The sequence below is a fragment of the Streptomyces sp. TRM68416 genome (assembly GCF_014596915.1).
Taxonomy (GTDB): Bacteria; Actinomycetota; Actinomycetes; order Streptomycetales; family Streptomycetaceae; genus Streptomyces.
Map to the genome: position 1 here is coordinate 230,394 of NZ_JACVWU010000001.1, position 12,236 is coordinate 242,629.

At 72.6% G+C, this 12,236-nt stretch carries 10 protein-coding genes, 1 other RNA gene and 1 pseudogene; 4 read left to right on the forward strand and 8 right to left on the reverse strand.

From position 1 onward, the window contains the following. Positions 1-32 precede the first annotated feature (32 nt). From ICC28_RS00970 to ICC28_RS00990, 5 genes and pseudogenes are all read right to left on the reverse strand, one after another. Positions 33-1,694, reverse strand: coding sequence for an N-6 DNA methylase (locus ICC28_RS00970; RefSeq protein ID WP_188286405.1), 1,662 nt, complete (start codon positions 1,692-1,694; stop codon positions 33-35). Between the two features lie 435 nt (positions 1,695-2,129). Continuing rightward, positions 2,130-2,532: RNase P RNA component class A (gene rnpB, locus ICC28_RS00975), an RNA gene on the reverse strand. A 103-nt stretch (positions 2,533-2,635) separates the two neighbouring features. Beyond that, positions 2,636-3,418, reverse strand: a pseudogene (locus ICC28_RS41430) (DMT family transporter); the annotation flags it as partial. Between the two features lie 19 nt (positions 3,419-3,437). Further along, positions 3,438-4,253 carry an AraC family transcriptional regulator gene (locus ICC28_RS00985; protein WP_188286406.1) on the reverse strand — a complete coding sequence of 272 codons (816 nt, stop codon included), beginning with the start codon at positions 4,251-4,253 and terminating at the stop codon, positions 3,438-3,440. Positions 4,254-4,323: 70 nt separating this feature from the next. Then, the gene (locus ICC28_RS00990) at positions 4,324-5,763 is read right to left on the reverse strand and encodes an RNB domain-containing ribonuclease (RefSeq protein ID WP_188286407.1); all 1,440 of its coding nucleotides are present in this window, start codon (positions 5,761-5,763) and stop codon (positions 4,324-4,326) included. A gap of 76 nt (positions 5,764-5,839) precedes the next feature. Here ICC28_RS00990 and yaaA point away from each other — a divergent pair, with 76 nt between their 5' ends. Both yaaA and eda read left to right on the forward strand, forming a co-directional pair. Further along, complete coding sequence (gene yaaA / locus ICC28_RS00995; RefSeq protein ID WP_188286408.1) at positions 5,840-6,622, forward strand: peroxide stress protein YaaA; 783 nt, start codon at positions 5,840-5,842, stop codon at positions 6,620-6,622. Positions 6,623-6,684: 62 nt separating this feature from the next. Next, positions 6,685-7,317, forward strand: coding sequence for a bifunctional 4-hydroxy-2-oxoglutarate aldolase/2-dehydro-3-deoxy-phosphogluconate aldolase (gene eda, locus ICC28_RS01000; protein WP_188286409.1), 633 nt, complete (start codon positions 6,685-6,687; stop codon positions 7,315-7,317). Here the strand turns inward: eda and ICC28_RS01005 are convergent. The 3 genes from ICC28_RS01005 to ICC28_RS01015 are packed head-to-tail and all read right to left on the reverse strand — an operon-like array spanning position 7,292 to position 10,376. Continuing rightward, positions 7,292-8,785, reverse strand: coding sequence for a bifunctional RNase H/acid phosphatase (locus tag ICC28_RS01005; RefSeq protein ID WP_188286410.1), 1,494 nt, complete (start codon positions 8,783-8,785; stop codon positions 7,292-7,294). The two genes, eda and ICC28_RS01005, sit on opposite strands and share 26 nt — an antisense overlap. An 11-nt stretch (positions 8,786-8,796) precedes the next feature. Continuing rightward, a complete protein-coding gene (locus ICC28_RS01010) occupies positions 8,797-9,540 on the reverse strand; it encodes a zinc ribbon domain-containing protein (RefSeq protein ID WP_188286806.1) in 744 nt (247 codons plus the stop codon). Continuing rightward, complete coding sequence (locus tag ICC28_RS01015) at positions 9,537-10,376, reverse strand: Nif3-like dinuclear metal center hexameric protein (RefSeq protein ID WP_188286411.1); 840 nt, start codon at positions 10,374-10,376, stop codon at positions 9,537-9,539. The genes ICC28_RS01010 and ICC28_RS01015 overlap by 4 nt, the downstream gene beginning before the upstream one ends. A gap of 188 nt (positions 10,377-10,564) precedes the next feature. Between ICC28_RS01015 and ICC28_RS01020 the strand changes: the two genes are divergently transcribed. Both ICC28_RS01020 and ICC28_RS01025 read left to right on the forward strand, forming a co-directional pair. Further along, positions 10,565-11,974: a hypothetical protein gene (locus tag ICC28_RS01020; RefSeq protein WP_188286807.1), complete on the forward strand. Its 1,410-nt coding sequence runs from the start codon at positions 10,565-10,567 to the stop codon at positions 11,972-11,974. A 97-nt stretch (positions 11,975-12,071) separates the two neighbouring features. After that, positions 12,072-12,227: a hypothetical protein gene (locus tag ICC28_RS01025; protein ID WP_188286412.1), complete on the forward strand. Its 156-nt coding sequence runs from the start codon at positions 12,072-12,074 to the stop codon at positions 12,225-12,227. Positions 12,228-12,236: the final 9 nt, after the last annotated feature.

Consider the following 12,236-nt stretch of genomic DNA (forward strand, 5'->3'; position numbering starts at 1 on the left):
GTACAGCTCTTCCTTTGTGATGTGCCTGCCCGTCAATCTCCTGGCGCGAGCGCCCCGTTGCCGAGTCCGTCCCGGGCCAGCGCCGACGCCTGCTTACCGAGTTCGGCCACCCTCCGCACCCGCTCCTCGAACTCCTGCAGTGCGCGGAATGCTGCCCCGTATCGACGCTGCTCGGAGATGTCCATCTGTGGGATACGGGCACCTTTGCCGTCGAGCCGGTAGGTGCCGCTGGCGCTGGTGGAGCGACGGGTGTTGGCCGCGCTGCGCAGGAAGCCCTGGAGGTAGTCGGTGTCGAGTTGATCGCTCACCGACACCGGCTCTGGATCGCCGTACTCGACCAGCCCGGCCCGCGCGAGGTCGGCAACGCTGACGGACGGCCCATCCAAAGCGCTGGGGCCGTCGCCTCCCGTCAAGGTCGGCAGCAGGTCGGCCAGCACACGCACCTGTTCGGCCATCTCCTGTCGCAGCGCCCGGTATTCGGTCGCGTAGTCGCGGTGGGACTCCTCGACGTGGCGGCCGGGAGTCAGATCCACGGTGTCGTCGAGGAGTTCGATCAGGGGTACGTCCGCCATCTGGTCGGGCCCTGGCTCCAACGGGCCGTCGGGATTGTTCGCCGTCAGATCGACCATGCGCACCCTGGTGACGGCGTCATCCGGGGATTGCGGGCGGCGCAGATGCCAGAGGTGCACGGGGAGCGCGTGCGACACAGCGCTTCCAGGTGGGAGGGCGATGATGTCCGTGAGGAGGCCGCGCCGGACGAGCTCGGCCCTGATACGGCGACCGGCCTTGCGGTAGGCGACCGAAGCAGGCATGACCATGAGGACGCGCCCACCCGGCGCGGTGTGTGCGTAAGCGTGTTGCAGCCAGGCAAGTTCAGCTTCGGCACGTGACGGTGTACCGAGTTCCCACCGAGGGTCGAGCAACAGATCCTCGCGGCCCCAGTCCGTGGCGCCGACGGGCGGATCACAGACGACGAGATCGGCCTTGAGGTTGGGCCAGTGGTCGTCGCGCAAGGAATCTCCGGTACGGATGTCGACGCCGGTGCGTCCTGTGAGATCGGCCCGCAACTGCGCAAATCGAGCACTGCGGGTGTCGACCTCCTGACCACACCGCTGGGGGCCGACCTCGGGTCCAACCGCCAAGAGCAGCGTTCCGATTCCACAAGCCGGATCGAAGAGGGTCGTATCGCTGCGTACCTCGCCGGCGAAGTGCCGCACCGCGTTGACAATGCGGGGTGAGGTGACCTGGTCGGACCCGGCCCGGCGCACCGAGTCGGTGAAGCGCTCGGTAAGCGCGCTCACCACGTCGCCGGGTGATCCACCGTCGCTGAGTTGCCGCGCCAGTCGGATGGCGCCTGTCGGCAGACCTTCCGGGGCCTCGTCCTCGGCACCGGCGAACAGCTGGGCCACGTCGGCGAGCCCGCCGATCATGTCGTCACCGTAGGCCGCTCGCAGGGCCTGCCACAGCTGCACCTCCACCGAGACGTCCTGGCCCTTGCGCTGATTGTCCAGCCATGCCTGCACCGCGGCAAGGTCGAACAACGGGCTGTTCGCGCCGCCACCTGCGGGCGCGGGGAAATCCTCGTACCGGCGCCTCCAGTTGGAGACGGCGGCACGCGTGACGCCTGCAAGCCGAGCGATCTCGGAGCCGGTGACAAGCGGTCCGCCGACTGGCGGAGCGGGATGGTCTGCCATGGGCGCCACCGTACACGTACACCATTACTCCATCAACGAATAGAGCATGTTGACGTCGTACACACATATCTGTTGCCGCAGCGGGTACACCTCATGGAGCGGCCGCACATCAGGAACTCGCCGACCAAGGATTCGTTACTCACCCCGAGAGCGTCGGCATCAATTAGGTCTCGGCGGTTGTATGTAGAGGTCACAGGCCGCTGCCTGCCTCACGGCCGGGCCGAGGATAAGTGACTGTACTGGGACGAGTTGAGCCATCCAGATCTGTCCTAGGACCACGGCGGCTGTGCGGACTAGTTCCAACCTCACACGCCATGGCTACGTACGTAGCCGGGCAGCCCCATTTTGATCGGTACAAAGCGGGGTTTATTCCGGCCCTCAGCCAGAGGAGAAGGGAGTATCCGAGCAGCACCCGATAGCCAAAGCCCTTAGCGGCAGACGAGTCGGGCTGTACGCCGGGTTCTGTTCCCCGGTTCCCTCGCGGGAGCCGGGGTGACGGCCATCCATCTAGGACCGGTGTTGCCACCGGCCTCGTGCGGTCTACCCGCGGACTTGGGCGGGCAGCCCTCGAACGTCCGCGCAGAAACACCGGAGTGTTTCCTCTTGACCTTGCTCCGGGTGGGGTTTACCTAGCTGCTCAGGTCGCCCTGGGCACTGGTGGTCTCTTACACCACCGTTTCACCCTTACCGGGGACCGAGGTCCCCGGCGGTTTGCTTTCTGTGGCACTGTCCCGCGGGTCACCCCGGGTGGCCGTTAGCCATCACCCTGCCCTGTGGAGCCCGGACGTTCCTCGGGAAGCCCCCTAGGGGGACTCCACGCGGCCGTCCGCCCGGCTCGTCTGCCGTGGCGACCATGTTACCGGCCTGCGCGGGGCCGCGGTCGCCAGGACCGAGCCCGCGAGGATCAGGGCGAAGGCCGCCGCGATGGTGGGGGTGAGCGGCTCGTTCAGGAACACCGCTCCCGCCGCCACTGCGATGGCCGGGTTGACGTACGTGATCACCGTGGCGCGGGTGGGGCCCGCCTCCTTGATCAGTTCCAGGAAGGCGACAAAAGCGACTGCCGTGCAGATCACGCCCAAAGCCGCAAGCGCCATCAGGACCGAGGTGGGTGGGAGGGAAGGAGGCCACGTCGCGGCCGCCCCCGGCGCGTAGACCAGCGCCGCCAGCGCCAGGCACGGGGCCGTCAGGTGCAGGGACGGGACGTCCCTGAGCCAACGCGCCGCGATCAAGGGTGCCGTGGCGTAGCCCAGTACCGTCAGCAGGACCTCGGCCAGCGACTTCGCGTCGCCGCCGGTCAGGTGCGGGACCGTGAGGGTGCCGACGCCGGCGAGGCCCAGGGCCAGGCCGGTCATCCGCCGTATGCCCAGCCGCTCCGTGTCGCCGAAGAAGCGGGCCAGGGCGACGCCGACGATGGGGACGCCCGCGATCAGCAGGCCGGCGGTGGAGCTGGAGAGGTGGCGTTCGGCGTCCGTCAGTGTGTACCAGGGGCCGATGATCTCGATCACCGCGAAGGCCAGCATGGGGCGCCAGTGCGTCCGTACGGTCCGGGGCAGGCCGCCCTGGCGCAGGGCGAACGGCAGCAGGAGCGCGGCGCCGAGGGCGCAGCGTACGAACACCACCACGGAGGCGGACAGCGGGGCGTCCACCGCCACCTTGATCAGCAGGTAGGGGATGCCCCAGACCACTCCCATCAGGGAGAACAGGAACCAGCCACGTGCACTCATGCGGCGAGTCTCGGCCGGGTCAGCGCCGCCCGTCTTGAACGCTGTTGCGGTACGCCGCCGGTGTCACCCCCAGCACCCGCCGGAACCAGCGGGTCAGATGCGCCTGGTCGGCGAAGCCGACGCGTGCGGCGACCTCGGCCGGGCGCAGTCCGCGCTCCAGCAGGCCGCGCGCCCGCTGCACCCGGTGCTGGGCTAGCCAGGCGTACGGCGGCACCCCGGTCGCCGTACGGAAGGCGCGCAGGAGCTGGTAGCGGGACAGGCCCAGGTCGGCGGCGAGGGCGGCGAGGGAGGGCGGGTCGGTGAGTTCGTCGGCCAGGCGGTCGCGGACCGTGCGGGCGATGCGGTCGGCGCCGGGGACCGGGGTGGTGACCAGGCGGGCCGTGGAGTGGCGGTGGGTCAGGGCCGCCAGCAGCCAGGGGAGGCGGGACTCGGTCTCCAGGGGGTCGGGGCAGGCGCTCAGCTCGGTGTGCGTGACGCGCAGGGCGGCGGCCAGTTCGGGGTCGTCGAGGAGGGGCTCGCGGAAGTGGGGCAGGCCGCAGCCGTCGGCCAGCAGCGAGGGCTCGGCGTACAGGGCGCGGTAGGCGTAGCCGTCGGTGGGGCTGCCGGGGCCGCCCGTGTGCATCTCGCCCGGGGCCAGCACGACGACGGAACCGGGTCCCGTACGGATGTGGCCGCCGCGGTAGTCGATGACCTCCGAGCCGCCCACGCACACGCCGATCGTGTACTCCTCGTGTGCGTGCGGGGCGTAGACGTGCTTGTCGAAGCGGGCGGTGAGCAGGTCGAGCGGGGGGCCGCAGCGGCCCACCCGTGCTCTGGTCCACAGTGCCTGTTCCATGCCCCCGCCGCCCTCTGTCCGTCGTCGTCAGGGTGCAACACCCGGCGGCCCGGAGAAAGTCCGGCCGCGATCACGCCGGCACGAAGCGCACCTTCGCCGTTCCCGGGTCCGCCTGGGTCAGGCGGACGCGCAGGCGCTCGCCCAGCGGGAGCGGGGCGGTGTCGCCGTCGATGCGGCCGATCACCGCCGGGGTGTCCAACTGCACGGTTCCGACGGTCGGTTGCTGGTCCCGTACGTCCACCACGCAGCCGTCGAACTCCGCCCCCACGCTGTCCTTCAGCAGCGCCGCCTCGACGATGTCGACGCATTCGCGTTCGACGGTTCCGGCGCGGCGGCCGCCCTCCGCCATCTCCTCCGGCAGGGCGTCCAGGGCGGCGAGGACCCAGTCGGGCGGGGGTTCCTCCGCCACGGCGGCCATGCACAACTCCGAGGTGTAGCGGTCGGCGAGGCGGCGGAGGGGGGCGGTGCAGTGGGCGTAGGGGGCGGCCACCGCCGAGTGGGTGGTGATCTCCGGGAGGCGGCCGTCCCTGAACACCGTGTAGCGCGCGCCGCGCAGCAGCGTCGTGCACTCCTGGAGGAAGGCCGCGTGGCGCGGGAGCCCCGGGTCCAGGGAACGCACGAGTGCCGCGTACGAGACGTGGTGCGGCCAGTCGATGTGCAGGGCGCGGGCGGTGCGGCGCAGGCGGCCGACGGCGCCGTCGGGGGCTGCGGGGAGGGTACGGAGGACGCCGGTGCCGTAGGCGAGCATCAGGTCCGCCGCGGCCATGCCGGTCAGCAGGGAGATCTGGGCGTTCCAGCCGTCGGCGGGGAGCGGGGCGCGGTACGACAGCTCGTACGTGCCGTTCCGCTCGGTGATCTCCTGCTCGGGGACGTTGAGGGAGATGCCGCCGCGGTCCGCCTCCAGGGCCTCCCGCAGGCGGCCGATCTCCGCCAGCAGGGCCAGCGGTTCCTCGGCCGTCTTCGTGTCGATCTCCCGCTGTACGCCCGCGTAGTCGAGCTTGGCCCGGCTGCGGACCAGGGCGCGGCGGACATCGACGGCGAGCGGGTTGCCGTCCGTGTCGAGGTCGATCGTCCACAGGGCGGCCGGGCGGGTCTGGCCCGGGAGCAGGCTCGCGGCGCCCTCGCCGAGGACGGCCGGGTGCAGGGGCGTGCGCTCGTCCGGGAAGTACAGGGTGAGCACGCGCCGGTGGGTCTCGGCGTCCAGCACGGATTCCGGTACGACGAAGGCGGCGACGTCGGCGATGGCGTACCGGACGCGGTAGCCGGTGCCCAGCCGGGACAGGTGCATCGCCTGGTCGAGGTCGGTGGAGGTGGGCGGGTCGACGGTGAACAGGGGGATGTCGGTGGCGTCGGTCGGCGGGAGGGCGGGGTCGCGGGCGGCTCGTTCGGCCTCCGCGAGCACCTCGGGCGGGAAGGTCGCGGCGATGCCGAGTTCGGTGCGCAGGGCGGTGAGGGCGGCCCGGAGGGGGGCTTCGGGGGCGCCGGTCACGCGGATGTGGCGGCGGGGCATACAGCGAGCGTAGGGCGGGGGCCGTCCGGTGGCACGCCGTACGCTGTGGCCGAGCTCTACCGAAGGAGATCCGCACGTGCTTGTCCTGCTGCCGCCGTCCGAAGGCAAGGCCTCCTCCGGCCGTGGCGCCCCGCTGAAGCCGGAGTCGCTGTCACTGCCGGGGCTGACCGCCGCCCGCGAGGCCGTCCTCGGCGAACTCGTGGAGCTGTGCGCCGGTGACGAGGACAAGGCGCGCGAGGTGCTCGGGCTGAGCGAGGGACTGCGCGGCGAGGTCGCGAAGAACGCCGCGCTGCTGACCGCCGGGGCGCGGCCCGCCGGGGAGATCTACACGGGTGTCCTCTACGACGCCCTCGGCCTGGCCACCCTGGACGCCGCCGCGAAGAGGCGGGCCGCCCGGTCGCTGCTGGTGTTCTCCGGGCTGTGGGGCGCGGTCCGGGTGACCGACAGGATCCCCTCGTACCGCTGCTCGATGGGGGTGAAGCTGCCGGGGCTCGGGGCGCTGGGCGCGCACTGGCGTACGCCGATGGCGGCCGTGATGCCCGAGGTGGCCGGGGACGGGCTGGTGCTGGACCTGCGGTCGGCGGCGTACGCGGCGGCGTGGAAGCCGAAGGGCGAGGTCGCCGGGCGCACGGCGAGCGTGCGGGTGCTGCACGCGCCGACGCGGAAGGTGGTCAGCCACTTCAACAAGGCGACGAAGGGGCGGATCGTACGCGCCCTGCTGTCGTCCGGGGTGGCTCCGGCGGGGCCTGCCGAGCTGGTGGAGGCGCTGCGGGACCTCGGGTACGCGGTGGAGGCCGAGGCGCCGCGGAAGGCGGGGGCGGCCTGGTCGCTGGATGTGCTGGTGGACGAGATCCACTAGCGCGCATTGCACTCTGCGCAACAGCCTTTGTGCAGGGTGCACAGCGGCGGCAGGATGTCCGCATGACCTCCGTGCTGGACCTGGCTCCCGTCGTCCCCGTCGTCGTGATCGAGGATCCGGCCGACGCCGTGCCGCTGGCGCGGGCGCTGGTCGCGGGCGGGCTGCCCGCGATCGAGGTGACCCTGCGGACGCCCGGTGCGCTCGACGCGATCCGGGCGGTCGGCGAGGAGGTGCCGGGCGCGGTGGTCGGTGCGGGGACGGTGATCGCGCCGGAGCAGGTGACGGCGTCGGTCGGGGCCGGGGCGCGGTTCCTCGTCAGTCCGGGGTGGACGGACGTACTGCTGGCGGCGATGCGGGCGTCGGGGGTGCCGTTCCTGCCGGGGGTGTCGACGACGTCGGAGGTCGTGGCGCTGCTGGAACGCGGGGTGCGGGAGATGAAGTTCTTCCCGGCGCAGGCCGCGGGCGGGACGGCGTATCTGCGGTCCCTGTCGGGGCCGTTGCCGCAGGCGCGGTTCTGTCCGACCGGGGGGATCGGGCCGGACTCCGCGCCGGAGTATCTGGCGTTGCCCAACGTGGGCTGTGTGGGCGGCAGTTGGATGCTGCCCGCGGAGGCGGTCGCCGCCCGCGACTGGGCCCGGATCGAGGCCCTGGCCCGGGCGGCGGCCGGGCTCAGCGCAGGTGCGAGGTGTCGTTGAACAGCCGTACACTCGCGTTGCCGTCGGCGTAGTACGCCACCGCCGACAGGGAGGCCGCCGACAGTTCCATGCGGAACAGGGACTCGGCCGGGGCGCCCAGGGCGAGCCGTACGAACGTCTTGATCGGCGTGACATGGCTGACCAGCAGGACCGTCCGGCCCGCGTACGTGGCGACCAGCTTGTCGCGGGTCGCGGCGATGCGGGCGGCCGTCTCGGCGAAGCTCTCGCCGCCGCCGGTGGGACGGGCCTCGGGGTCGGCCAGCCAGGCGTTCAGGTCGTCCGGGTAGCGCTCGCGGACCTCACCGAAGGTGAGGCCCTCCCAGGCGCCGAAGTCGGTCTCGCGCAGACCTTCGTCGGTGGCCACCTCAAGACCCAGGCGGGCCGCCACGGCGGCGGCGGTCTCGCGGGTACGGGCGAGCGGCGACGCCACGATCGCCTGGATCGTCCCGCGCCTGGCCAGCGCCTCCGCCACCCGCTCCGCCTGCTCCCGGCCGATCTCCGAGAGAGACGGATCGTTGCTGCCGCCGCTTCCGGAGAACCGCTTCTGCGGGGTGAGCGGCGTCTCCCCGTGCCGCAGCAGCACGAAGGTCGCGGGCGCGCCCATGTCGGGGGCGCCCCAACCCGGGGTCGCGACTACTCGGGCGGCCCGGACGTCAGCTTCGGCCTTGGCAGCCGCGCTGTCCTGGGGGGTGGTGGGGGTGGGGGTGGGGGTGGGAGCGCAGGTGGAGGCGGGGGCGGGAGAAGAGGCGGGGGTGGAGGTGGAGGCGGGCGCGACGGATGCGGCCCGCTCCGCGGATGAGGCGGGCGTGGTTGAAGCAGTCCGCTCCGCGGAGGAGGCCGGCGTGGCTGAAGCAGCCCGCCCCGCGGAAGAAGCCGACGTGGCTGACGCAGCCCGCCCCGCGGGCGAGGTCGACGCCGCTCCGCGGCTCGCCGCCGCGTCCGGCCCCGCCGTAGAGACCACCGCGTCCGGCCCCGCCGTAGAAACCACCGCGTCCGCCGCCGCTCCGGAAACCTCCGCGTCCAGCTCCGCCGTAGAAGCCGAAGGCTCCCACGGTTCGCCTCGGGCGCCCGCGTCCATGGCCTCGTTGGCGAGGCGGTCCGCGTGCTTGTTCTGCTCGCGGGGGATCCACTCGTACGTCACGCGGTCGGGCGGGAAGATGCCCGATGCCTGCAGGGCGAGCGGCTTCATGTCAGGGTGCTTGATCTTCCAGCGGCCCGACATCTGCTCGACGACCAGCTTGGAGTCCATGCGGACGTGGACCGAGGCGGCCGGGTCCAGTTCGTGGGCGGCGCGCAGGCCCGCCAGCAGGCCCCGGTACTCGGCGACGTTGTTGGTGACGACGCCGAGGTACTCGGCCCGCTCCGCCAGCGTCTGTCCCGTCGCCGCGTCGATCACCACGGCCCCGTAGCCCGCGGGCCCCGGGTTGCCCCGCGACCCGCCGTCGGCCTCGACGATGAACTCCCTCACCGCGAGAACCCCTACAGGCCCGACTCGGCCGTACGCACCAGGATGCGGCGGCAGTTCTCGCAGCGGACCACCGTGTCGGGGGCCGCCGAGCGGACCTCGTTGAGCTCGGTGATCGCCAGTTCCTGGCGGCAGCCCTGGCAGGTGCGCGCGTACAGCTTGGCCGCGCCGATGCCGCCCTGCTGCTCGCGCAGCTTGTCGTAGAGCTTCAGCAGGTCCGCGGGTACGGCCCCGGCGACCACCTCGCGCTCCTTCGTCACCGAGGCCGCCTCGCGGTCGATCTCCTCGAACGCGGCGTCCCGGCGCCCGGTCGCGTCGTCGATCTTCGCCTGCACGGAGCCGACCCGCTCGGTCAGCTCGGCGACCCGCTCCTGCACGGACTCGCGGCGCTCCATGACCTCCAGGACGATGTCCTCCAGGTCGCCCTGCCGCTTGGCGAGGGAGGCGATCTCGCGCTGGAGGTTCTCCAGGTCCTTGGGGGAGGTGATGGCACCGGAGTCCAGGCGCTGCTGGTCGCGGGTGGCGCGCTGGCGCACCTGGTCGACGTCCTGCTCGGCCTTGGTCTGCTCGCGGGCGGTGTCGCTCTCCTCGGTCTGCGCGGCCACGAGCAGGTCGCGCAGCTGGGTGAGGTCCTTGGTCAGCGACTCGATCTCGGCGTGCTCGGGCAGCGAGCGGCGCTTGTGCGCGAGCTGCTGGAGGCGGACGTCGAGGGCCTGGACGTCGAGAAGTCGGATCTGGTCGGCGGGCGCGGCGTTCAGTTGGGGGCTCCAGGTGAAGGGGAGTGACTGGTCCAGGGGTCGGTGACCGTCTTCGAGACGTGGACGCGCAGGTCCCATCCGTGTCGGTCGGAGATCTCGTCGAGCTGGGCGGCGGCCTGCTCGCACCAGGGCCACTCGGTGGCCCAGTGCGCCGCGTCGAGCAGCGCGAGGGGACTGTGGGCGCGGGCCTCGGACGCCGGGTGGTGGCGCAGGTCCGCGGTGAGGAAGGCGTCGACCCCGGCCGCACGGACCTGGTCGAACAGGCTGTCGCCGGAGCCGCCGCTCACGGCGACCGTGCGGACGACCGCCTCGGGGTCGCCGGCGACGCGGATGCCCTGCGCGGTGGCGGGCAGGCGCTCGGCGGCCCGCCGGGCGAGCTCGCGGACGGTCCGCGGGTGGTCCAGCTCGCAGATCCTGCCGAGACCGCGGCGCCCGGACGGGTCCGTCGGGTCCGGCACCAGCGGCCGTACGACTCTCAGGTCCAGCGCGCCGGCGAGGGCGTCGCTGACGCCGGGGTCGGCGGTGTCCGCGTTCGTGTGGGCCACGTGCAGCGCGATGTCGTTCTTGATCAGGGTGTGCACGACCCGGCCCTTGAAGTGCGAGGCCGCGACCGTCGTCGTGCCGCGCAGGTAGAGCGGGTGGTGGGTGACCAGCAGGTCGGCGCCCAGCTTCAGCGCCTCGTCGACGATCTCCTGGACCGGGTCGACGGCGAACAGGACCCGGGTGACCTCCTGGTCGGGGTCGCCCACGACCGTGCCGACCGCGTCCCAGGACTCGGCCCGCTCGGCGGGCCACAGGTTCTCCAGCGCGGCGATGACTTCAGACAGACGGGGCACGGGGAAAAGGCTACCTGGCCGTTCTCTTCCGCTGAACCGTCCCGGTGCCCGGCCCTCCCGCTCAGCACAGCGACCCCTGTTTCCTCAGACGAATCGTTCCTGGGCCACCCTTATGTGTGAAGCGGAAGCCTCCCGGTCCCCCGTCTGTGCGTGCGAAAACTAGCTTCGTGGCCGGAGGTGACCAGACGATGACGGCCTGTGCCATCGAAACGGCGGCGGGAGACTCGGACGGAGCCCCGACGGAAGCGGACGCGGTCGCGGGGGCGGGCGGGGACGCGGGGGGCGGCGAAGGTGCCGGGACCGGCGGGGACACACGCGCCGGCGAGGGCGCGAAGGCCGGCGAAGGCGCCGGGACCAGCGGAGACACAGGGGCCGGCGAAAGCGCCGGGACCGGCGGAGGCGCGAAGGCCGGCGGAGGCGCCGTAGCCCCGTCCCCGCACCGGTCGTGCAGCATCACCGCCGACGGCGTCTACGCCGCCCGGCTCGCGTCGGCCGGTGACTGCTGGTTCCCGGAGCGCTGGACGCTGGACGGCCCGGAGCCCTACGCGGTGCCGCTGCCCGGCAACCAGCCCGAGGAGCCCGGCACCGAGCTGCAGCCCATGGGCGACGGCCGGGTCCTGATCCGCCGGCCCACCGCCGGACGGCATGTCTTCTCGCTGCTCTACCCGTCGGGACCCGGCACCGGCGAGCTGCTGCTGGGCGCGGTCGAGTGCCCCGACGCCGACACCCGGCTGCGGCTGCTGCCGCCCGCGCCGTGCGGGCAGAAGGCGTACGCCCTCGCCGTCGGCCCGCACTTCAGCACGGTGTGGCTGGTGGCGGGCGGCGCCTTCGGGCCCGAGCACATCGGGGAGATCCCCGGGCGGTGCTCGGGCGGGGTGTGGCTGGACCGCACGGGGCGGATGCTGGTCCTGGACCGGGAGGTCGGCGGCCGGACCAAGGCGGTCGTGGTGGATCTGGAGCGCGGCTGCGAGGTGTCGCCGCTGCTGCAGATCACGGCGGAGAGCGACGACCGGCTGCTGCTCGCGGACCCGGACAGCGGGCTGCTGCTGATCGGCTCGGACGCGCCGTCGCCGGGGCGGGAACGGCTGGGCTGGGGGGTGCTGGGCAGCACGCTGCCGGTGCGGTTCCCGGAGTGCCTGAAGGTGCCGGGCTGCACGGTGACGCCGTTCGCGATCCAGCCGGGGCAGGTGCTGATGCCGGAGAGCTGCGGGGTGGCGCTGCGGGTGGACGGTCCGCTCGGCAGCTGGGTCGGCGTGTGGCGGCCCGCCGACCGGCAGATGCATCACCTGCCGGCGCCGGCGGGCTGGTTGGCGGGGGCCGGGCTGTGGACACGGGACGGGGTGCTGCAACTGCCGTACTCCACCGCGGAGATGCCCTGTGGAGTGGCTCGGGTGGCGGCGGCCTCGGGGGCGGCGGGGCAGGGAGGCGCAGGGGACACGGATGCCTCGGGCGACGCGGCTTCGGGGGCGGACGCCACGGCGGTCGCCGACACCGCGGCGGCGGCGGAACCAGCCGCGGAGACGGACCCCCCGGCGCCCGCCGTGGCACGTCCGGTGCCGTTGCAGCAAGCGCCGTTGGGACGTCTTGTAACGAACTAGTGGCAGTTGGCGTGTGCGGCTGGATTCGGCCCGCGGTACGACGGTTAAACTCGCCCGGCTGTATGAAAGATCATGTTGACGGGGTGAATTTCTTCCGATGAGCGACGCCACTACGACCCAGCAGCCCGCTGAGGCCCAGGAGCACGCCGGTCACGGCAGGCACCGCGGTCCGGTCTCGTCCCACGACGGTGAAGGGGCCCCGCGCGGCCGTCACCGCAAGCCGGTGGAGCAGACCGAGACGGCGGCGGCCTGAACGACGGAA

What these genes read in the sequence shown, in the direction of transcription:
- ICC28_RS01025 (WP_188286412.1), top strand. Translation starts at nt 12,072, where the DNA reads ATGAGCGACGCCACTACGACCCAGCAGCCCGCTGAGGCCCAGGAGCAC.
- ICC28_RS00985 (WP_188286406.1), bottom strand. Translation starts at nt 4,253, where the DNA reads ATGGAACAGGCACTGTGGACCAGAGCACGGGTGGGCCGCTGCGGCCCC.
- ICC28_RS01020 (WP_188286807.1), top strand. Translation starts at nt 10,565, where the DNA reads ATGACGGCCTGTGCCATCGAAACGGCGGCGGGAGACTCGGACGGAGCC.
- eda (WP_188286409.1), top strand. Translation starts at nt 6,685, where the DNA reads ATGACCTCCGTGCTGGACCTGGCTCCCGTCGTCCCCGTCGTCGTGATC.
- ICC28_RS00970 (WP_188286405.1), bottom strand. Translation starts at nt 1,694, where the DNA reads ATGGCAGACCATCCCGCTCCGCCAGTCGGCGGACCGCTTGTCACCGGC.
- ICC28_RS00990 (WP_188286407.1), bottom strand. Translation starts at nt 5,763, where the DNA reads ATGCCCCGCCGCCACATCCGCGTGACCGGCGCCCCCGAAGCCCCCCTC.